The sequence below is a fragment of the Pseudomonas sp. Sample_20 genome (genome assembly GCF_004307585.1).
In the GTDB taxonomy this organism is placed as follows: domain Bacteria; phylum Pseudomonadota; class Gammaproteobacteria; order Pseudomonadales; family Pseudomonadaceae; genus Aquipseudomonas; species Aquipseudomonas atacamensis.
Window position 1 is genome coordinate 105,785 of the sequence record NZ_RCOA01000004.1, and the last position, 21,023, is coordinate 126,807.

Genomic DNA, 21,023 nt, shown 5'->3' on the forward strand with positions numbered 1-21,023 from the left:
CCTGTGGGAGCGAGCTTGCTCGCGAATGGCTTCACTCGGTGCGCGCTGAACTCACACCATTTCGTTACGAATCCATTCCACCACCGAGGTGCGCTTCGGTGTCCAGCCCAGCAGGTCGCGGGCGTGTTTGCCGCGTACGCGGCTGTTGGAGCCGAGGCCGTAGTTGGCCATTTCGTAGCCCCATTCGGCTTCGGCGTCAGGCAATGGCCAGTCTTGCGGTTTGCCCAGATCGAGGGCTTCGGCCATGGCGGTGGTCATGTCGATGAACGACGCTTCACCGCTTTCAACGAAGTAGAAAGTGCCCGGCACATTCCTGGTCAGCGCCAGCCGATACAAGGCGACGACGTCTTCGATGTGCACGTTGGACCAGATGTTCTGCCCTGTCCCGACGTGGCGAACGACGCCGCTTTTGCGCGCCTGCTTGAGCAGTCGCGGCAGTTGCACGCTGTCGCGGTTGACGCCCAGGCTGTGGCCGTAGATCAGGGTGTTGCAGATCACCGCCGAGTTCACGCCATCCTGCGCCGCCGCGAGCACGAGGTTGTCGATGGCCACGCGATCGGCCTTGTCGACAGTCGGCTCCGGCAGGTTGTCCTCATAGTAAATGTCATCGCTGGATTTGCCGCCGGAAGCGTCGCCGACAATGCTCGAACCGCTGGTGTGCAGAAAGACTTTGTTCGAGCCACGCAAAGCGTCGAGTAACGCTTCCACCGCACCGCGATGGTCGCTGCTGGCAGCGTTGATGACGGCATCGGCAGCGCGGGCCTGTTGCGCCAGCAATTGACTGTCATCGAGGGTGCCGATTACCGCGTTCATGCCCAGTGCTTTCAGCTCATCAGCCTGCTCCGCGCTGCGCACCAGGCCGGTGACGTTGTGCCCGGCCTGCACCAGGCCGGTGGCGATGGAACCGCCGATAAAACCGGCAGCGCCGGTGACGAATACGTTCATGGAGAAACTCCCTGCGTGAATAAGTGATGCAGCGAGTATCGGCCGATGAAACCCGGCGAAAAACCCGCCCTCGGCCAATTCACTCTTGCGCAGGGATCACGAATCAGCCTTTGAATTCGGCGCTGGCGTAGGCGGCGAGTTTGCCCTGGATAAAGTCGAGGAAACACTGAATGCGCAACGCCAGTTGCGAGTTGCGGTAGTACACGGCGTTGATCGGCTGGCGGTAGCCGCTGTTGAATTCGCCGAGCAGGACTTCCAGGCGCCCGGCACGGATGTCGTCGATGGTCATGAAGTGCGACAGGCAGGCAATGCCCTGCCCTTCCAGCGCCAAATGGCGCACGGTTTCGCCGCTGGAAGCGCTGATCGCCGGGCTGATCGGCCAGCGGTCGCCGTGCACATAGCGCAGCGGCCATTGGTTGAGGCCTTCGTTCTGGGTGAAGCCGAGCAACGTGTGTTCGCTCAAATCCGCCACTTGGCGTGGCGCGCCGTGTTTTTTCAAATAGGCGGGGCTGGCGACGATCATCAACGGACTGCAACCGAGCGAACGCGCATGCAGCGTCGAGTCGGCGAGGGTGCCGATGCGGATGGCGACGTCGGTGCTTTGTTCCAGCAGGTCAATGATCAGGTCGTTGCTGTTGAGTTCGAGCTGAATGTCCGGATAGAGCTGCCGGAATTCGTCGATGTAGGGAACGATGGCGTGGAGCATGAACGGCGAGGCGGCGTTGATGCGCAGGCGTCCGGACGGGGTTTGCTGGCGCGAGGACAGGCGTTCTTCGAGTTGATCCATCTGGTCGAGAATCAGCTTGGCCTGTTCGAAGAAATACTTGCCCTCCTCGGTCAGGTCCATGCGTCGCGTGGTGCGGTTGATCAGCGTGGTGTCGAGCTTGGCTTCGAGCTTCGACAGCGTGCGACTGACGGCCGACGGCGTCTGGCCGACCTGCTCGGCGGCGGCGGAAATCGAACCGCACTCGATCACGCAGACGAAAATCTGCAACTCATCGGATCTGGCTTTCACGGGTGTCCTCGCTGGAATCGCCGATCGCAGCCTGTAGCCATGCCCCCTGTAGAAGCTGCCGCAGGCTGCGATCTTTTGCTGTACCCGGATAGTAGCCCGAAACCCATCAAGCCTTGAGGCCAAACACCTCAGTCAGATGCTGCTCATAGCGCACCACATCATTCTCGATATTCGGACGCTTCATTACGTCGACGCAGAGGAAGGTCGGCAGTGCGGTCATGCCCAGAAATTCGTTAGCCTTGTGGAACGGGAAGTACACGGCGTCCACGCCTTTGGCTTCGAAGAAATCCGTCGGATCATCGAAGGCTTGCTGCGGCGCGTTCCAGGTCAGCGACAGCATGTATTGCTTGCCCTGAATCAAACCACCACTGCCGTACTTCTGCGAAGCATCGGAACGTGTGCGACCGTCGCTAGCGTAGAGGCTGCCGTGGCCTTCGGTGAAGACTTCGTCGAGGTACTTTTTCACCGTCCACGGCGCGCCCATCCACCAGCCCGGCATCTGATAAATGATCACGTCGGCCCAGAGGAACTTGGCCACTTCTTCGGCAACGTCGTAGCCCTCATCAATGAAGGTGGTCTTGACGTCGACACCGCCGCGATCGAGCACGCTCAGCGCGGTCTCGTGCAGGGTGGTGTTATAGCGGCCATCGGAGTGGGCGAATTTTTTACCGCCATTGAGCAACAGCACTTTCTTCATCGGAAAACCTCGGCGCAGCCTTCAAGGCTGGATTGAAACAGGAATTGGAATGGCGGCAGATTAACCATCGATCTCGCGCGGAAACAGCCACATCGACGCAAAATACATTTGATCAAAACGCACGAATCGATCGCCAATTGTTGCCGTAGCATTCAGCGCTTTCTGCATTCGAGGAAGTTGTGATGAGTGAACGCCAGGGTTTCATCCTGCACGCCAAGACCCGCCCGGAAAAAACCGCCGAATTCGAAGCGCTGTTCCGTGCTTACGTGGAGCCGAGCCGCGCCGAACCGGGCTGAATCGAGTACCACATGCTGCGCGACCAGCAGGATCCGACGCTGTTTATCTTCTACGAGATCTGGGCCAGCCAGGCGCATCTGGATGAGCACTCGGCATTGCCGCACATGAAAGCGTTTTTCGCCAGGCGCATGGACTATCTGGAGCGCGATTTCGATATCCGCCCGATCGACATGCTCAGCGAATCGTCGGCTAGCCGCTGATCAGCAAATGGGCGCCGAGCGCGCCCAGTCCGATAAAGAACACGCGCTTGAACAGCATCGCACTGATGCGCTGACGCAACCATTGGCCAAGCCACATGCCGAGCATGGCCGGGATCAGCGCCAGCAGCGAGGCGCTCAATTCGCCACCGCCGAGTGCGCCGTGCCAGAGCAGCCCCGCGGCCAGCGCCAGGGTCGAGACGGTGAAGGACAGACCGAGCGCCTGCACCAGCTCATCGCGGCTCAGCCCCAGCGCTTGCAGGTACGGCACCGCTGGAATCACGAAGACGCCGGTAGCGGAGGTGATGACGCCGGTGATCAGGCCACACAGCGGGCCGAGCCAGCGTTCATGTCGCGGGTTGACGTGCAAAGTCGGCAGAAACAGTCCGCTCAACGCATACAGCAGCAGCGCCGCGCCAAGTCCGCGCACCACCCAATGGCCGCCGGTCATGCCGATCCAGAGGGTGCCGATGCCGGTGCCGAGGAAGATCATCAGCAGCATCGGCCAGAGGCGTTTGATCAAGCTTTTCAGATGGCCACCGAAGGCCAGTTGCCAGAGGTTGGTCAAAGTCGCGGGGATTATCAACAAAGCAGCTGCCTGCGCCGGCGCCATAGCCAGACCTAGCAGACCCATCGCGACGGTGGGCAGGCCGAGGCCGATCACGCCTTTGACCGTGCCCGCAAGCAAGAAGGTGGCGATGACCAGTAGGGACAGGGTCAGGCCGAGGGTTTGGTAGAAGTCGGTTAGTGTGTGCATTGGGGTAATGTGCACTGATCCGGGCTGGGGGAAAATCTGCCATATACTGAGGCAGCCTCTTCCTTTGCAAGAGGCTGACATCGGCGTTGAGGCATCTGGCCTCTTCGCGAGCAGGCTCGCTCCCACACGGGATCTGCGCTGTAAATGAGTCCCTGTGGAAGCGAGCCTGCTCGCGAAAGGGCCAGCCCAGCCACCGCAAAACCACAGGCAAACCCATGCACTTCGACCTCACCGACCTGCGCCTCTACCTGCACATTCTCGACACCGGCAACATCACCGCCGGCGCCGCCCGCAGCCACTTGTCCCTCGCCGCCGCCAGTGCCCGAATCCGCGCGATGGAAGCCTCGCTGGGCGCTGAATTCCTCGAGCGCGGCCGCCGTGGCGTCACCCCGACGCCTGCCGGCAAAGCCCTCGCCCGCCATGCGCGCATCCTTTTGCAACAGGCCGAACGCATGCAGCAGGACCTTGCCGATTATGCGCAAGGCGTCAAAGGCGAGGTGCGGCTGTTGTGCAACACCACGGCGATTACCGAGTACCTCCCGGAAGTGCTCGCGGACTTTTTGCGCAGCCATCCCAACCTCGATATCGATCTACAGGAACTGCCCAGTGCGCGAATTACCCATACCTTGCGCGAAGGCGCAGCGGACTTGGGCATCGTCTCCGACGCGGTTGACACCAACGGCTTACAGACTCAAGCGTTTCGCGACGATCCACTGGTGCTGATTCTGCCGCTCGATCACCCGTTGTCCGACGCCGCCGAGGTCAGTTTCAGCGACGCGTTGCAGCACGACTTTGTCGGACTCAGCGCCGACAGCGCACTAGCGATCTATCTGGAAGAACAGGCGCTGCACAGCGGCGCACGAATGCAGGTGCGCATTCGCGCCGATGGCTTTGATGGCGCAATGCGTATGGTCGCCCGTGGCGCCGGCCTGGCCATCGTGCCGTTGGCCGCTGTCCAACGCGCGATGCTCGAGCAGTTCAAGTGCGTGACTCTGAATGAGCCATGGGCGCGTCGCAGGTTATTGCTCTGCGCGAGAGACTTCGCCGCGCTGCCGGGTTATGCCACCGCGTTGTTACAAGCGCTCAGCGCTGCGCGCGTTTCTGAGCACTCCGATGTCGACCCCAGACAACTGAGCGAAAACCGGGCGCTATAGGGTGCGACTTCAATTCTCAAGTCCACTTGCCCGGAGTCCCCATGACCGCGACCGCCCCTATCACCGTTCTGCGCGACACTCACCCGCTGCCGGTACTCGACGCCTGCAAATGGGAAAAACTCGAAGGCGACCCGCACACCGTCAACCTCAACGCCTACACCAGCGAAGACGGCAGCAAGATCATGGGCACTTGGATCTGCACGCCAGGCAAGTGGCGCGTCGATTATGTGAAGTGGGAGTACTGCCATTTCCAGGAAGGCTACTGCGTGATCACCCCGGACGGCATGGCGCCGATCCACCTGCGCGCCGGCGATATCTTCGTCGTTGAGCCGGGCATGAAAGGCACGTGGGAAGTGGTCGAGACCGTACGCAAATATTTCGTCTTCGCCTGATGCAAAAAAGCCGGGAAATCACCCGACGTGATTTCCCGGCAAATGTCCCGGCGTTGCTAAAACCTGTGGCGAGGGGATTTATCCCCGCTCGACTGCGCAGCAGTCGCAACCCCTGAGCACGCGGTTTGCCTGACACCATCCAGGGGGCTGCTGCGCAACCCAACAGGGATAAATCCCCTCGCCACACAGGGCTGATCGCGATTACTGCGGCTTGCGATAGCTGTTGATGATCGCCGAAAAATCCTTCCCGCCGTCACCGCGCTGGCTCATCGCCTGATACAACTGCTGCGCCACCGCGCCGAGCACCACCGGTTGATGCGCCTGCCGCGCCGCTTCCGTCGCCAGCCCCAGATCCTTGAGCATCAGCTCCGCGCCGAAACCACCGGTATAACCGCGCGAGGCCGGCGCCGTTTCGACGATGCCCGGCCAGGGGTTGTACATCTCCGAACTCCAGCAGCGGCCGGTCGAACTGTTGATGATTCCGGCCAGCACGCCGGTGTCGATCCCCAGCGCATCGCCCAACGCCATCGCTTCACTGACGCCGACCATCGAAATCGCCAGCAGCAGGTTGTTGCAGATCTTGGCGATCTGGCCGGTGCCGACTTCACCGCAATGCACGATGTTGCGGCCCATCTGCGCCAGCACCGGTTGCAGGGTGGCGAACAGTTCCGGGGTAGCGCCGACCATGAAGGTCAGGGTCCCGGCCGTCGCACCGCCAGTGCCGCCGGAGACCGGCGCATCGGCCATGGCCACGCCGTGTTTGGCGGCGGCCGCCGCTACGTCGCGGGCGGTCTGCGGATCGATAGTGCTGCAATCCACCGCCGGCACACCTTTGCCGATACCAGCAAGTACGCCGTCTTCACCCAGCCAGACACTGCGCACATGCACAGCGGCCGGCAGCATGGTGATCACCAGTTCGGCATCCTCGGCAGCCTCACGCGCCGAAGCACGAATGCTGCCGCCCAGTTGCTCGAGTTCCGCCAGCACGGTTTTGTTCAGGTCGACCAGGTTCAACGAGTGGCCAGCCTTGATCAGGTTGCGCGCCATCGGCGCGCCCATGTTGCCCAGCCCGATAAATGCGATTTTCATGGCCATTCCTCAGCGCAGGTTGATGGTGGTGTTTACGCCGTCGTTGACGCTGTCGTCATCGAACCAGCGCGCCGTGACCGTTTTGGTCTGCGTGTAGAACTGCACCACTTGCTTGCCGTACGGGCCGAGGTCGCCGAGTTTCGAACCGCGCGAGCCGGTGAAGCTGAAGAACGGTACCGGTACCGGAATCGGGATGTTGATGCCGACCTGCCCGACGTCGATTTCCGTCTGGAATTTGCGCGCCGCCGCGCCGCTCTGGGTGAACAGGCCAGTGCCGTTGCCGAACGGATTGGCGTTGACCAGCGCGATCGCCTGATCGAGGGTGTCGACTTCAAGCACCACCAGCACCGGGCCGAAGATTTCCTGGGTGTAGATCTGCATGTCGGTGGTCACCCCGGAGAACAGGGTCGGGCCGACAAAATTGCCTTGTTCATAACCCGGCACGCTGATGTCACGACCATCGAGTTCAAGCTTGGCGCCTTCCTTGATGCCGCTTTCGATCAGTTCGAGGATCCGCGCCTTGGCCTTTTTCGAAATCACCGGGCCGACATCGGTACCCGGCTCGCTGCCGGCGTTGACCTTGAGCTTCTGCGCCAGCGCTTTCAGATCCGGCAGCCACTGTTTTGCGGCACCGACCAGCACCACCACCGAGGTGGCCATGCAGCGTTGCCCGGCAGCACCGAAACCGGCACCGACCAAGGCATTCAGCGCTTGCTCGCGATTGGCATCCGGCAGCACCACAGCGTGGTTTTTTGCGCCCATCATCGACTGCACGCGTTTGCCGTGTTTGCCGGCCAGGTCATAAACGTGGGTGCCGACAGCGGTCGAACCGACGAACGACACGGCTTTGATGTCTTTGTGCGTGCACAGTCCATCGACCACATCCTTGCCGCCGTGAACCACGTTGAGCACGCCAGCAGGGACGCCCGCTTCGATCGCCAGCTCCACCAGCAACATGGTCGACAGCGGATCCTGTTCCGACGGCTTGAGCACGAAGGTGTTGCCGCAGGCGATCGCCATCGGAAACATCCACAGCGGAATCATCGCCGGGAAGTTGAACGGCGTGATGCCGGCGCACACGCCTATCGGCTGGCGCAGGGTGTAAGTGTCGACGCCGCCAGCGACGTTCTCGGCGAACTCGCCCATTTGCAGGGTGCCGATCGAGCACGCGTGCTCGACCACTTCCAGGCCACGGAAAATATCGCCTTCGGCATCAGCAATGGTCTTGCCCTGCTCGGCGCTGAGGACCACGGCGATGCGTTTGGAATGCTCACGGATCAGCGCTTGCAGCTTGAGCATGATGCGCATCCGCGCGCCGATCGGGGTCAGTTTCCAGGTCTGGAAGGCACGCTGGGCGGCGCTGACAGCGGCATCGACCTCAGCGGCGGTGGCGAACGGAACCTTGGCCAGCACTTGCTGGGTGGCCGGGTTGACGATGTCGTGCCACTCGGTGGACTGCGACTCGACCCATTCGCCGTCGATCAGCAGTTTGACCTTTTGCAGCGTGGTGTCGTTGGGCGTAAGCGATGCGTTCATGCTGGTCTCCAGAACTTGTTTTTATCGTAGGAGCCAAGGCGAAAGGTTCGCCTTGAGATGAGGCGTGTGTCACGAATTGGTTGTCGGACTGTTTTTGGAGTATAGATGTGCAAACTTCTAATAAGAACGCACATATAAGCCCGACCATCATGCAAAAAAACATCACCTCGCTAGGCTCGCTGAACTGGGACGACCTGAAGTTTTTCCTCGAAGTCGCCCGCACCCGCAAGGCCAGCACCGCCGCCAAACGCCTGGCTGTCGACTACACCACGGTGTCGCGACGGATCAGCTCGCTGGAAGCGGCGCTCGGCACATTGCTGTTCGAAAAATCCCGCACCAGCGGTTTCGTCCTGACTACCGAAGGCCAGCGCTTGCTCGGTTATGCCGAGTCGATCGAAAGCACGTTGCACATGGCCTGCGAGCAAGTCTCGGGCTCGGGCGTTGCCCTGTCCGGACACGTGCGCATGGGCTGTACTGAAGGCTTCGGCAGTTTTTTCATCACCCCGCAACTGAGCCATTTCGTCGACGCCTACCCGGCAATCTCGGTGGATATCCTGCCGCTGCCGCACTTCATCAGCCTGTCCAAACGCGAGGCCGACATCGTCATTGCCCTCGAGCGGCCGGAGCACGGGCCGTACGTCTGCTGCAAACTTTGCGACTACCGCTTGCAGCTGTACGCAACCCAGGACTATCTGGACAAACACCCACCGATCCGCCGCCCGGCCGACTTGAGCAAGCATCAATTCATCAGTTATGTGGACGACCTGGCGTTCAGCTCGGAGCTGCTCTACCTGGCCAACGTGCTGCCCGGCGCCAGCGCAAACTTGCGCAGCACCAGCGTGATTGCGCAATACGTCGCCGCGCAGCAGGGGCGCTCGCTGGCGATCCTGCCGTGCTTCCTCGCCGCACAAGACCCGCGATTGCTGCCGGTGCTGCCGGAGGAAATCGACATCACCCGACAGTTCTGGATGTACTGCCGGGAGGATCTGCGCAAGTTGAAGCGGATTACCTTGTTGTGGGATTACATTCGCGAGGTGACTGAGCGTAATCAGGCGTTGTTGATGGGTGAAACGCGGGAGATGCGCTTTGCCGATTAGTCGGCGCTGACCACAATCGACACCCGGCGATTTTCCGTACGCCCCGCTGCGGTGTCGTTGGAAGCCACCGGTTCGCTGCTGCCCAGGCCTTGCAGCTGGATGTTTTCCTGCTTCATGCCGACCGTGCCGAGGACGTTGGCAACGCTCCTGGCCCGGCGCAGCGACAGTTGCTGATTGTAGGTTTCCTTGCCGGACGCATCGGTGTGGCCATCGACGCGCACCCGCTCGATTCCCACGCCGAGCAACGCCTTGCCGATGCGTTCGACGATTTCCGTGCTGGCTGCGTTCAGGCTTTCGACATCGCTGCCAAAAAGCACTTTGCCCGACAGGCCGAACTCCCAACCGTCGTCGGTCAATTCGAAACCCTGCTGTTTGAGCACGGCAACCTGCGCCGGTGTCAGGCCTTTCTGCGGGGCGGTCTGGCAACCGCTCAGGGTCAGCGCGGCCATCAGCAGCAATGCGGAAAACAGTCGAAAGGGAAGTGTGAACACGGGCATCAGCTCCTGGTGTGAACGGAATCGACCGGGCGCTCCGACCCGGCGGTGAATTGCGCGCCGCGCGACAGGCGCTTGGCCTGATACATCGCCGCGTCGGCTGCGTTGAGCAAGGCGCCCGGCGTGGCGCCATGATCGGGATAGACGGCGATGCCGATACTCAGCGAGGACATCACACTGCTGTCGCCGGGCAGGGTGATCGGCATGTCCATGCTGGCGAGAATCTTGTCTGCGATGTGCTCAGCGTCTTCGACCGTGTGCAGCGGCGCGAGCAGCACGGCGAACTCGTCGCCGCCCAGCCGAGCGACCAGATCATCCTCGCGCAATTGCGCTCGCACGCGATTGGCGATCGCCACCAGCACGGCGTCGCCCGAGGCGTGGCCGAAGTTATCGTTGATGCCTTTGAAGCGGTCGCTGTCGAGAAACAGCACGGCGACCCGCTCATCGTGTTTTTTGCCGTTGCGCAAGGCGCGCATCAAGCGGCCTTCGAAAAACGCACGGTTGGGCAACCCGGTGAGGCTGTCGTGGGTCGCTTGGTGAGCGAGAGTTTCGTTTTCGTTCTGCAGATGGGTTTGCCACGACTCGAGTTCGCCGAGCAAGGCATTGAAGTCATTGCCCAGATTATCCAGTTCAGCGATTTGCGCCGGCGGCACGCGCCGATCCAGCGCTCGCTCACTGCGCGCGGCGTGGGCGACGGCGGCGAGGCTGTGCAATGGGCCAATGATTGCGCGCAGCTGCCGCCGCGCCAGATAGAGCGCGACCCAGGCGCTGATCGCGGTGCAGAGCACAATCCCGGCCAGGCCGCTGAGCAGGAAGCGCATCAGGCTGCCGCCGTGGCCGATGAGCAGGACGCGACCGATTTCGCGGTCCTGATGCTCAATCGGCAGGCTGACCGGTTTTTCCAGAATGACGCGGGTGATCTGCATTTCCAGCTCGGAGAACAAGCCGGTATCAGCGCGCTGCCATTGCGCGATCAATTGGCCTTGCGCGTCGAGCACTCGGGCATCTGCCACTTCCTCGGTGGAAGCGATGATCGCCAGCGCTTCGGTTGCCGCTGCTTTGTCATTGAACACGACGGCCGCTTCGACGGTGTAGCTGATCGACCGGGCGATCAAGTGCAGGTTGTGGTCGGCATACACCCGCAGCGCCAGCACGCCCAGCAAGGTCAGCGAAACACTGGCCATCGCCACCGCCACCAGCGCGACGATCAAATGCCCACGGCCGATGACCGAGCCCAGCGTGGGACGAGCCTTCCAACTGAACAGCTTCATGGCGCCGCCGCTTTGCGACGGGACAACTGCAACACGCTGGGGTGTATGCGCACACCACTGCGAGCCACGGAGTCGAGATTGACCTCGAACGACACTTGTTCATCGCCAACGCGCAGGCAGAACAGACTGCCGACGGTGCATTGATCGTCCGCTTCGCTGATGCTCAGCACCGGATGCCCGATCAACGATGCAAACAGGCGACTGCGTTCATCGGCGGTGAGCTTGCCGATGTACACCGCATCGCATTCGCTGACGATGCCCGGGTTGTCCGCCAGCAGACGCCGCACAGCCACCGGCCGGCCCGTGGCTTGGGTGGTGCCTTTGACCAGGTCATCGGTGTATTCGGTGGGGCCGACGATGCACAGGCGCAATTGCGCCGGTTCCACCGGCCAGCGTGCATAGCTGAGGATGCCAAGCACCACTTGCGTGACCGCTTTGGCCCGTTGCTCGGCCGGCCCGGTTTGCGCTTGGGCGATGGCGCTGCCCGTGAACAACCAGAGCAAAACGATCAGCAATGCGTGCTGGCAGGCCACCACACGCTGTGTCGCCCAGACGGCCACCTTCATGGAGGGATTCTCTTGGAGCGTAACGAAATGATGCCGCAACGATAGCACAGCGCCAGAACACCAGCGAGGCGCCTGCCTCTGACCGGTTGGTCAGTATTCGTTGTCGGTCATTCAGCACTTCATCCCTGAGACTCGGTGCCCTCCTCCAGTTCCAGCATCAGCCCGCTCAGACGCTTGACCTTGCGCTGCACCGCTTCCTCAAACACGCCGGCACGTGGCTCGATCAAGGTGAACCAGTGCCGGGCGCGAGTAATTCCGGTGTAGATCAGTTCTTTGGTCAGCACGGGGTTCAACGCATCCGGCAGGATCAGCGCCGTATGGGCGAACTCCGAGCCCTGGGACTTGTGCACCGTCATGGCGTACACGGTTTCAACATCATTGAGCCGACTCGGCAACACGAAGCGCACGCCGCCCTGACCATCGTTACGCGGGAAGGCCACGCGCAGAACGGTTTTGCCGATCTCTGCGCCTTCACGCTCGGGCAGTTTCAGGGCGATGCCGATGTCGCCGTTCATCAGGCCCAGACCATAGTCGTTGCGTGTCATCAGCACCGGCCGACCTTCATACCACTGCTGATCGCTCTCGATCAGACGCGCCTTGAGCAATGCAGCGGTGATGCGCTGGTTCAGACCTTCAACGCCCCATGGCCCTTTGCGCACGGCGCACAGCAACTGGAATGTGTCGAACGCCTGCAAGACTTCGCGCGCCCAATCTATCCAGTCCGCATACTCAAGTGGCCGCGTTGACGGTGGACGCTGATCGCGCAGTACGCTCAGGTAATGGCGATAACCTTGCGGGCCGTTGCCGTGACCTTCGAGCAACAGGCGTTCGAGCTTCTGATCATGTTCGCCTTTGAGCGGTAACGAATACACGTCGTCGTAGCTGCCGGCCGCGAGCAACTGTCGCGCCTCGTCGGCCAATTGCTGATTGACCCGGCGCGCGAGCTGACCGATGCCACTGCCCTCGCCGAAACGGCGCGAGTGACGCAGCATCACGACTTGCTGCGCCAGCGTGTGGGTGCCGTCGCGGTCTTCATGCAAACCGCTGCCCTGCAACGACTCGCCACTGACTGACTCCAGCCATTGCCGCGTCTGCGGGCTGTACCAACCGCCCTCGGCGTCACGGCACAGATCGCCCAGCACCGCACCGGCCTCGACCGAGGCCAGTTGATCCTTGTCGCCCAGCAGCACCAGCCGAGCATGGGCCGGCATGGCGTCGAGCAAGTTGGCCATCATTTCCAGGTCGATCATCGAAGCTTCGTCGACCACCAGCACATCCAGCGGCAGGCGGTTGCCGGCATGGTGACGGAAATGCCGGGTGCCCGGTCGACTGCCGAGCAGACGGTGCACGGTGGTCACATCGCTGGGGATCGCCGCGCGCACCGCTTCGGCGACTTGCAGTGATTGCACTTGCTGACTGATCGACTCGGTCAAACGCGCAGCGGCCTTGCCGGTCGGTGCCGCCAGACGAATGCGCAGCGGATGGCCAGCCTCGACGGCTGGTGCCTGCAGCAACGCGAGCAAGCGCACCACGGTAGTGGTTTTCCCCGTGCCCGGGCCGCCAGTGATGATGCTGAAGGCGCTGCGCGTAGCGAGAGCACAGGCGAGTTTTTGCCAATCGATGACAGCTGCGGATTCCGCGCCGCCGAACAATTCGTTCAGACGCTGCGGCAGATCATCCGGCGTCGGCTCCTGTTGCATCAAGCGTTGGCGCAACGCTGCATCGATGCGGCGTTCGTAGGTCCAGTAGCGGCGCAGGTACAGGCGTTTCGAGGACAGCACCAATGGACGTGTCTGCGCTGTTTCACTCGGGTCAGCAGCCAGGGCCACCAATGGACTGCTTGCCAGCACTTTGCACCAATGGGCTCCATCGAGCGTTTCGAGCAGTTGCGAGGGCAGCAGCAACACACCGCCCTGCACGTCGCCTTCGGGCGGCAATGACAGTGCAAAATCCGGCGCCTTGAGGGTTTCAAACAGGTCCAGACACACATGACCATGGCCGAGCTGGTGACTGGTCAACGCCGCAGCCAGCAGCACCAACGGGTCGGTCTCGGGCTCGAGTTCATGCAGGAAAGCGACAAAGGCGCGGTCCAGCGCACGCAGCCAGCCGCGCTCGACCCAACGGCTCAGCAACAACAGCAAATCATCGGCGCGGGTCAGCGGCGAGAGTTTCGACAGGCTGTCCGCTTCCAGCGGCGTCGGCAACAGATCGGCGAATGTGCGGCTCATAGCAGGACTCCCTGTTCCCAGGCGGGTTCGGACTTGGGTTCGGGTTTGCCCTGGAACATCCGGTCGAGGCGTTCGATCAATTCCCGTGGCGGACGCACGAAGTACACGCCGCGACTCTCCGCACGCGTACCGCGTAGAAACAGATACAGCGCCCCGCCGACATGGCGGTCGTAATCGTAATCCGCCAGCCGCGCTTTCAACTGGCGATGCAGTGCCAACAGATAAAGTACGTATTGCAGGTCGTAACGGTTGTCGAGGATCGACTGCTCCATGGCCTGCACGGTGTAGGCCTGATCATCCACGCCGAGCCAGTTGGATTTGTAATCGGCGACGTAATAACGGCCTGCGTGCTCGAAGGTCAGATCGATAAAGCCCTTGAACATGCCGTTGAGTTGCACGGGTTCTGCCGCAACACGAGCGACGCCATTGTGGGTGTGCTGGCGCACCTGTTCATCGAGCTTGAGCACGTCGACTTTGTGGCTGGCGAACCAGAACTCCATCTCGACGCGGTATTGCTTCAACTGCTCAAGAACCACCGGCGGTTGCCCGCCCGCGATCGGCAACGGCGACTTGAGCAAATGCTGCAGCCAGTCAGTCAGCGTGGTAATCCAGCCTTGCCAGCCGCGCAGGTTGCAACGCCGGGCAATCGCATCTTCCAGCGCTTCGCGGGTAACCGAAAAACCTTCAGCGCCCGCCCATTCGAGCAAGCCATGCAAAAACGTGCCGGGATTCGGTCCGCGAGGAAAACGGTGGATATCGGCGCCACCGCTGATGATTTCGCGGGGTGCGTCGGGGTCGAGGCGCTCGTCGTCGAAGAGCTTTTGCGCCTGCGGACTGTCCGGTGCTTCATCGCTGCCGACGCTCAATACGTCGCTGATGCGCAAAGCGCTATAGGAAGCGATCCACCAGTTTTCACTGGCTTTGCGCTTGGGCCGTAGCGTCGCTCGCAGGACTGCTTCATTGCGCGGCGGCTGGTAATGCTCATCAGTGGGCTGAGGCATTTCGCCGATGCCAATCGCCGCGCAGTCTTGCTGCAGATCCCGCAGCCAGCGATTCAATTCGCTGGACTCGCCCAAAGCGGCACCGCCACCGAGCAAATAACCCAACGCCGACAGATGCAACACCGAGCTGTTGTTATTGCCGCGCTTGAGATCGGTGACGCCCAGCCAGCAGGCATGCTGCGCGCGCGTTAATGCGACATACAGAAGACGCAGATCTTCGGCCAGACGCTCATCGTCAGCCAGGGCGATCAACTCGGGGGTCGGCTTGAGGCTGATCTGCGCCTTGCCCGCAACGTCGTGGTAATGCAGCGGCAAACGGCTGCCATCCACCGGTTTCGCCGAGCAAATGAATGGCAGGAACACCAGCGGATATTCCAGACCCTTGGATTTGTGGATGGTCACCACTTTGACCAGTTGCTCGTCGCTTTCCAGACGCAGAATCTGCTCTTCACCGGCCTGACCGGACAGTGCCAGCAACTCGGCCAGATGGCGGATCAACGCTTGCTCCCCGTCCAGTTCAGCGGCGGCTTGCTGCATCAGTTCCGAGAGGTGCAAAAGGTTGGTCAGCACGCGTTCGCCGTCACTGCGCTGCATCAGGGTTTGCGGCAGGTGGAAGTCGTGAAGCAGGCGGCGCAACATCGGCAACACGCCCTGTTTACGCCAGAGCTCTCGATAGCCACGGAACTGCATGACCCGGGCTTCCCAGACCATTTCGTCCTGGTTCAACAGCTCCAGCTCGATCAGCGGCAGGTTCAGTGTGGTGCAGGCCAGCGCAGCCTTGAGCGAGCGTTCGACATCGGGTTCGGCGCAAGCCTTTAGCCACGCCAGCAGGTCGTGCGCCTCTTGCGCGGCGAACACCGAATCCTTGTCCGAGAGATAAACACTGCGCACCCCTCTGGCGGCGAGTTCAGCGCGTACGGCCTGGGCCTCTTTACCGTCGCGGACGAGGATCGCGATGTCAGAAGGACGCAGACCTCTGAGGTCATCTGCCTGAACAAAACCAGCGCTACCGTTTTGCCCGCCATTGAGCAGTGCGGTGATTTGACTGGCGCAGGCGGCGGCCATTTGCTGGCGATAAACCGAGCCGGACAGCGGCTGATCGCTAGGCAGTAGCCAGACATTGAGTGCCGCGACGTCTTGCCCGGCAATCCGCAGCGTTTCCTTGCGTCCCTGAGACTCGACCGGGAGGAACGGTACCGGGTTTTCGCCATTTCTTTCGCGAAACAAAAACGCGCCGCGTCCCTGCTCTCGGGACTCGGCGCGTTCGAACACGTGATTGACCGCTGTCACCATGCCGTGGCTGGAGCGGAAGTTGGTGCCTAGTGTATGCAAACGGCCGGTAGTGGCCTGACGTGCGCGCAGATAGGTGTAGATGTCGGCACCACGAAAGGCATAGATCGCCTGCTTCGGGTCGCCGATCAGGAACAGGCCGGTGTCAGGGTGATTGTCTTCAATGCGGTAAATGCTCTCGAAGATGCGGTACTGAACCGGGTCGGTGTCCTGGAATTCGTCGATCAGCGCGACCGGGAACTGCTCGCGGATCAGCGTTGCCAGACGCTCGCCGCCCTCCGATTGCAGCGCGGCATCCAGACGCAACAGCATATCGTCGAACCCCATTTCCGCGCGGCGACGCTTCTCTTCTTCAAAACGCGCGCCGACCCACTTGGCAGCGTGTTGCAGAACAGCGGCATCGGGCGTCGGCAATCCGTCGAGGCTCGACTTCAGTTCGGACATGGCGTTCAGCCCCGGATGACTGGGCGCCTGGCCTTTCCAGGCTTCGGCCATGCCATCGGGTGTCAATCGGGTGAAGCCGGTGCCAATGTCCAGTTGCTCAAGCGCCTCGTCTTCGGCCCAGGTCTTGAGCTTCTCGAACCAGGGCTCGAAATAACGCGCCTGCATTTTGCGGCCATCGACGGTTTTGCTGGCGACGCCTTCATGGCAGAGAGCAAGCAGCTGGTCTGCCCAGTCACGCCAAGGCATTTTCAGTTCGACCAACGCCGCTCGCCGCTCCAGCAAGCACTCCTCGATCAGCTCCGCAGGCGCCTTGCCTTCATCGGTGTCACGCTCGCTGGCAAACAAGCCACGTACCCGAGGCAGCAACGCGGCAGGGCCACCCCAATTGCTGCGCACCCAGTTCAGCGCATCGCCCTGCATCGGGTAGCAGAACAGTCGCCAGTAATCGCGCAACACTTCGCCAAGCAGATCGCTGTGATCGGTTTCCAGCGACTGCGTGAACAGGCTGCCACTGTCGAACGCATGCTCACGCAGCATGCGCTGACACCAGCTGTGAATGGTCGAGACGGCGGCTTCGTCCATCCACTGCGCGGCGATATCGAGGCGGTTGGCACAGCCTGGCCATTGTTGCGGATCGAACTGATCGCGCAGCTCGGCAATCAGTCCGTCCGGGGCAACAATTTCGTCGCGGAAGAACCGCGCGGCCTCAGCCAAGCGTGTCCGAATGCGTTCACGCAGCTCTTTGGTGGCAGCGTCGGTAAACGTCACTACGAGGATCTGCGGCGGCAGCAGTTCGCGTGCGAAACCGCTTGTCTCCCCGCCATGACCGAGAATCAGCCGCAGATAAAGTGCCGAGATCGTAAAGGTTTTGCCGGTGCCGGCGCTTGCCTCGATCAACTGACTGCCGCGCAACGGGAAGGCCAGAGCCAACGGTGTCTTGGTACTCATGCGCGGGCACCTTCGCTGGACAATGAACGCCATGGCGCTTCGAATACTGGGCGGTACAAGGCGTCGCACCAGCCGGTGAAGGTTTCGTCTGCCAACAGTGCATCGAAATCGGGATATTGCCGGAGCAGTGCCGGGCTTTCACGCCGCTCGCCGTTGCTGGTCTGGCCATCACCGTCATAGGCTTTTCGCGCAGCTGCTTCGGCTTTGACCGGGTCAGTTTGAGACAACCAGGCGAACGCGGTTTTTATCGCAATCGGCAAGGGTTGGCGCATGCCGGATTGCCAAGCAAGAAGCAGGTCACCGAGCAAACGCAACGCTCGGTCTCGCTCCATTGGCTCAAGCAACAACGTGTCGTCACTGGCGACCAATGCCGTGGTCAGCGCATGCTCGCTGGCGCAGGCGACCAGATGGGTAACCCACGATTTGGTCAGCCGATGCCACTTGCGAGTTTTGATCGAGCCGATGCTATTGGGAATGGTCGTGACCGACAGCAGGCCGCCATCGGCGCGTTGATGCAGGTTTGCGAGCCAGCCCTCCAGCCGCAAACCCTGCAGGTCGAGACTGACCGGGATTGCACTACTCAATGGCGTCGGCCATAACGTCAGCAACTGTTGATAACGCTGCAGAAGATCCGGCAGCGGTTCGATCAACTCTCGCTGCAGACATTCGCCGAAGCCAGCCATCGGCAACAAACCACTGTTTTGCAGGCGCAGCGCCCGGGCGTGCAGTGCCTGATCGACATCGTCCGGCTGACTGAGTGCGGCCTCCAGCAAACTGTCGCTCAGCGTGTAGCGCTGTAGGGCGTCCAGCACGAAAGGTTCTTCATCTGCCAACGGCGCTTGCGCCGCCTCGAAATAGACCTTGAGACGCTGGGTGAAAAAATGCCGAACCGGGTTACGCAGAAAGTCCTGCAGCAATGCCAGCGTCAGCGGTTCCTCTTGAACATATGGCGCGAGTAGGGGTGCTTCACTTTGCTGCGTTTTCTCTTGATGCAACACCTGCCACTCGCTGGCGTAGCTGAACAGTTGCTCGCCTTCGTGGAAATAGCGGGCACTGAAAGGTTGCAGGGGATGTTCTTCGGTCAGCGCGTCCAACAGATCCTGGCTTGGGTCGATTGAACGCCAGCCGCTGGCGAGGTGATCGCGCAACTGGCCGATGAGCACCGAGGCAGGTCGTTCGCTGTTGTCACGGATGCTGCGACCGACCCAACTGATATAGAGCTGAGTGCGTGCGGATAACAGCGCTTCAAGTAACAGGTAACGGTCGTCTTCACGTCGTGAGCGGTCGCCAGGTCGGTAATCGCTGCCCATCAGATCGAAGTCCAGCGGCGGCTGCGCGCGCGGATAATCGCCGTCGTTCATGCCCAGCAGACATACCAGTTTGAAAGGAATGGCACGCATCGGCATCAAGGTGCAGAAATTCACCGCACCCGCGAGGAATCGTTGCGACAAACGGCCCTGATCCAGCCCGGCGAGCCAGGCTTCGCGCACGACAGTCAGCGGCAGTTCGTCAGTCAGCCCGACCGCCTCGCAGGTTTCCAGCCAGGTCTCGCGAAGCTCTTCGAGCTGGGTCAGCAGGTAGTCGTCGTGCTCGTTGCTCGCCTGAAAGAACACCTGCATCAGCGCCTGCAAGCGCAGCCCCCACTCTTTCGGTTGAGCCGGTTGCGTGAGTTGCTGATGAGCGATTTCCAAGGCATCCAGCAGCGCAACCAATGGCCCGATCAGGGCAGCATCAAGTCCACCAATTTCGTCGTAAGGCTCGATACCTGCACATGCATCGGCACTGCCGACGGCGTAGCCCAGCAGCATTCGGCGTAGACCGAAATGCCAGCTGTTCTGCTCCAGTTCCTCCGGCAAACCGAGACCGGCCCGTTGCTCGGCACTCATGCCCCAACGCACGCCGGCGCCCTCGATCCAGCGGTGCAGAGTTGGCAGGTCACGTTCCTCTACGCCAAAGCGAGTACGCAGAGCTGGAACATCGAGCAGGTCGAGGATCTCGCTGACCGGGAAACGGCTGTCCGGCAGCTTGAGCAGGTGCTCGACGGCGATCAGTAATGGATCACGTCCTCGCTGGCCCTGGTCCGCCAAAGTGAACGGAATGAAGCGCGGGTCAAATCGATCGAGCTGACCGAAAACCGCGCGGATATGCGGGGCGTAGCTGTCGATATCCGGGACCATCACGATCACGTCCCGTGGGCGTAGAGCCGGGTCAGCGCTGAAACGCGCCAGGAGTTGATCGTGCAGGATTTCGACTTCGCGCTGGGCACTGTGGGCGATGTGAAAACGTATTGAATGGTCTTGGGTTGCATCGACCGCTGGCCAGAGTTCGCGTGTCTCGTTGAGGGGGCGTAACTCCAGAATGTCATCCTGCAGCTGGTTAAGCATGTTGCGGGGCTGGGCTTCGCTGAACAGGTCGATGCGGCCGTCACGAAAGGCTGCGCGGTAGCTGTTGGGATCGTCGTAGCTGTCGAGCAGGTTGATATAGTCGCGACCTTGCTTCCCCCAAGCGGCCAGCAACGGATGTGCGTGCTGATGCAGGGTCTCGGCATCAAGTACAACTGGCATCCCGCTTTTGCGTTGTTGGCGCTTGTATTGATGTCGCAGCAGATCCTTGTCGGCAACGATATCGGCCCAGTGATGGCGACAGGGGTTGTGTACGCAAAGCAATACCTGGCTAAAACGTGCCAGACCGGCGAGCGCTTCAAGTACCTGCGCGGGTAGCGAAGAAATACCAAAAACGATCACACGCGGTGGCAGTGAAGCCGGTGCCTCATCAAGAGTGTTGATGCGCTCCATGAAACGTTGATGGACGCCGGCACGACTCTGCGCCATGCCTTGTTCGCCGACGTCATCCAGCAGCGCTCGCCACAACTCGGCCTGCCAGCAACTGGTCGGTGGCAGAGGTTTGATTTCACCTCGCACATTGCGCAGTTGGTGGCGGCCTTCCGCCCAATCTTCCAGCCAGTCGGCCCGATAAACTTGATATTGGTCGAACAGGTCCGCGAGGCGCTCTGACAATTGGTAGCGCTTACGCAGATCGCTGTCGTGGGTGAGGAAGCGTTGCAGCGGCTCGAAATGTGGGCGGTCAATTACCTGTGGCAAGAGGCGCATCAGGCGCCAGGTCAGCGGGGCTTTGTCGAGCAGGGATTTAGCCGGAATTTCTTCTCGTCCCAATACCATGCGATACAGCTGCCACATGAAACTGCCGGGTAGTTGCACGTCAATCGCCGCAGCGATCCCGCAACCGCCAAGGTCATCGTCTTCGGGATCCTCAGCCAATGCCAGTTTGAGCCATTGGGCGATGCCGTTGCTTTGTACCAAAGCGATTTCGTTCTCCAAGGGTGCCAGTGGGTAGCGCCGCATGATGCTGACCACAAGACTGCGCAGCTCATCGAGACTGTTGCTCTGAACCACCATGAATGCAGCGTTGAGGGACTGGGCGTCCGACATATGGATTCCTTGGAAAATCGCTAAAGCCGAGGCAGAACCTTAGCACTGTCGGCCGGCTGTGACAGCCGGACGAGGTCTGCGAAGCCTGTAAGAACTTTCTCGCAGGCAAAACAAAACCCCAACTGCTTTCGCAATTGGGGTTTCGGAATTTAATCT

Annotated in this window: 15 protein-coding genes and 1 pseudogene; 4 read left to right on the plus strand and 12 right to left on the minus strand. The window is 61.2% G+C overall.

Going from position 1 to position 21,023, the window contains the following annotated elements:
• Window positions 1–51 precede the first annotated feature (51 nt).
• The 3 genes from D8U70_RS01125 to D8U70_RS01135 all read right to left on the minus strand — a co-directional run bounded on the left by D8U70_RS01125 (window position 52) and on the right by D8U70_RS01135 (window position 2,657).
• Window positions 52–945 (minus strand): NAD-dependent epimerase/dehydratase family protein, encoded by an 894-nt coding sequence (locus D8U70_RS01125; protein WP_130928128.1) that lies wholly within the window; start codon window positions 943–945, stop codon window positions 52–54.
• A 103-nt stretch (window positions 946–1,048) separates the two neighbouring features.
• Window positions 1,049–1,960 (minus strand): LysR family transcriptional regulator, encoded by a 912-nt coding sequence (locus D8U70_RS01130; protein WP_130928129.1) that lies wholly within the window; start codon window positions 1,958–1,960, stop codon window positions 1,049–1,051.
• Window positions 1,961–2,066: 106 nt separating this feature from the next.
• Entirely contained in the window at window positions 2,067–2,657 is a 591-nt protein-coding gene (locus tag D8U70_RS01135) for an NAD(P)H-dependent oxidoreductase (protein WP_110646653.1), read from the minus strand.
• A 182-nt stretch (window positions 2,658–2,839) separates the two neighbouring features.
• On the opposite strand from D8U70_RS01135, the pseudogene D8U70_RS01140 reads away from it, so the two are divergent.
• Window positions 2,840–3,154: pseudogene (locus D8U70_RS01140) on the plus strand (putative quinol monooxygenase).
• On the opposite strand, the gene D8U70_RS01145 reads toward D8U70_RS01140, so the two are convergent.
• Complete coding sequence (locus D8U70_RS01145; RefSeq protein ID WP_130928130.1) at window positions 3,144–3,908, minus strand: sulfite exporter TauE/SafE family protein; 765 nt, start codon at window positions 3,906–3,908, stop codon at window positions 3,144–3,146. The pseudogene D8U70_RS01140 and the gene D8U70_RS01145 overlap by 11 nt on opposite strands.
• Before the next feature lie 215 nt (window positions 3,909–4,123).
• Between D8U70_RS01145 and D8U70_RS01150 the strand changes: the two genes are divergently transcribed.
• Together D8U70_RS01150 and D8U70_RS01155 are read left to right on the plus strand one after the other, a co-directional pair.
• Window positions 4,124–5,062: a LysR family transcriptional regulator gene (locus D8U70_RS01150; RefSeq protein ID WP_130928131.1), complete on the plus strand. Its 939-nt coding sequence runs from the start codon at window positions 4,124–4,126 to the stop codon at window positions 5,060–5,062.
• A gap of 41 nt (window positions 5,063–5,103) precedes the next feature.
• The gene (locus D8U70_RS01155; RefSeq protein WP_016770579.1) at window positions 5,104–5,454 is read left to right on the plus strand and encodes a cupin domain-containing protein; all 351 of its coding nucleotides are present in this window, start codon (window positions 5,104–5,106) and stop codon (window positions 5,452–5,454) included.
• Window positions 5,455–5,655: 201 nt separating this feature from the next.
• Here D8U70_RS01155 and mmsB read toward each other — a convergent pair whose 3' ends face one another.
• Together mmsB and D8U70_RS01165 are read right to left on the minus strand one after the other, a co-directional pair.
• On the minus strand, window positions 5,656–6,543 hold the full coding sequence (gene mmsB / locus D8U70_RS01160; protein WP_130928132.1) for a 3-hydroxyisobutyrate dehydrogenase: 888 nt from the start codon (window positions 6,541–6,543) through the stop codon (window positions 5,656–5,658).
• 9 nt (window positions 6,544–6,552) lie between these two features.
• The gene (locus tag D8U70_RS01165; RefSeq protein ID WP_130928133.1) at window positions 6,553–8,079 is read right to left on the minus strand and encodes a CoA-acylating methylmalonate-semialdehyde dehydrogenase; all 1,527 of its coding nucleotides are present in this window, start codon (window positions 8,077–8,079) and stop codon (window positions 6,553–6,555) included.
• A 149-nt stretch (window positions 8,080–8,228) separates the two neighbouring features.
• Here D8U70_RS01165 and D8U70_RS01170 point away from each other — a divergent pair, with 149 nt between their 5' ends.
• Complete coding sequence (locus tag D8U70_RS01170; protein WP_016771799.1) at window positions 8,229–9,176, plus strand: LysR family transcriptional regulator; 948 nt, start codon at window positions 8,229–8,231, stop codon at window positions 9,174–9,176.
• On the opposite strand, the gene D8U70_RS01175 is transcribed toward D8U70_RS01170, so the two are convergent.
• The 6 genes from D8U70_RS01175 to recC all read right to left on the minus strand — a co-directional run bounded on the left by D8U70_RS01175 (window position 9,173) and on the right by recC (window position 20,867).
• Entirely contained in the window at window positions 9,173–9,673 is a 501-nt protein-coding gene (locus D8U70_RS01175; RefSeq protein ID WP_177433929.1) for an OmpA family protein, read from the minus strand. The two genes, D8U70_RS01170 and D8U70_RS01175, sit on opposite strands and share 4 nt — an antisense overlap.
• Window positions 9,673–10,941, minus strand: a complete 1,269-nt coding sequence (locus D8U70_RS01180; protein ID WP_130928135.1) for a diguanylate cyclase — start codon at window positions 10,939–10,941, stop codon at window positions 9,673–9,675. The genes D8U70_RS01175 and D8U70_RS01180 overlap by 1 nt, the downstream gene beginning before the upstream one ends.
• Window positions 10,938–11,507 (minus strand): YfiR family protein, encoded by a 570-nt coding sequence (locus tag D8U70_RS01185; RefSeq protein WP_024011482.1) that lies wholly within the window; start codon window positions 11,505–11,507, stop codon window positions 10,938–10,940. Before D8U70_RS01185 ends, D8U70_RS01180 begins: the two co-directional genes overlap by 4 nt.
• A 119-nt stretch (window positions 11,508–11,626) precedes the next feature.
• Window positions 11,627–13,735 (minus strand): exodeoxyribonuclease V subunit alpha, encoded by a 2,109-nt coding sequence (recD, locus tag D8U70_RS01190; protein ID WP_130928136.1) that lies wholly within the window; start codon window positions 13,733–13,735, stop codon window positions 11,627–11,629.
• On the minus strand, window positions 13,732–17,418 hold the full coding sequence (recB, locus tag D8U70_RS01195) for an exodeoxyribonuclease V subunit beta (protein WP_130928137.1): 3,687 nt from the start codon (window positions 17,416–17,418) through the stop codon (window positions 13,732–13,734). The genes recD and recB overlap by 4 nt, the downstream gene beginning before the upstream one ends.
• Window positions 17,415–20,867, minus strand: coding sequence for an exodeoxyribonuclease V subunit gamma (gene recC / locus D8U70_RS01200; RefSeq protein ID WP_130928138.1), 3,453 nt, complete (start codon window positions 20,865–20,867; stop codon window positions 17,415–17,417). Before recC ends, recB begins: the two co-directional genes overlap by 4 nt.
• Window positions 20,868–21,023 lie beyond the last annotated feature (156 nt).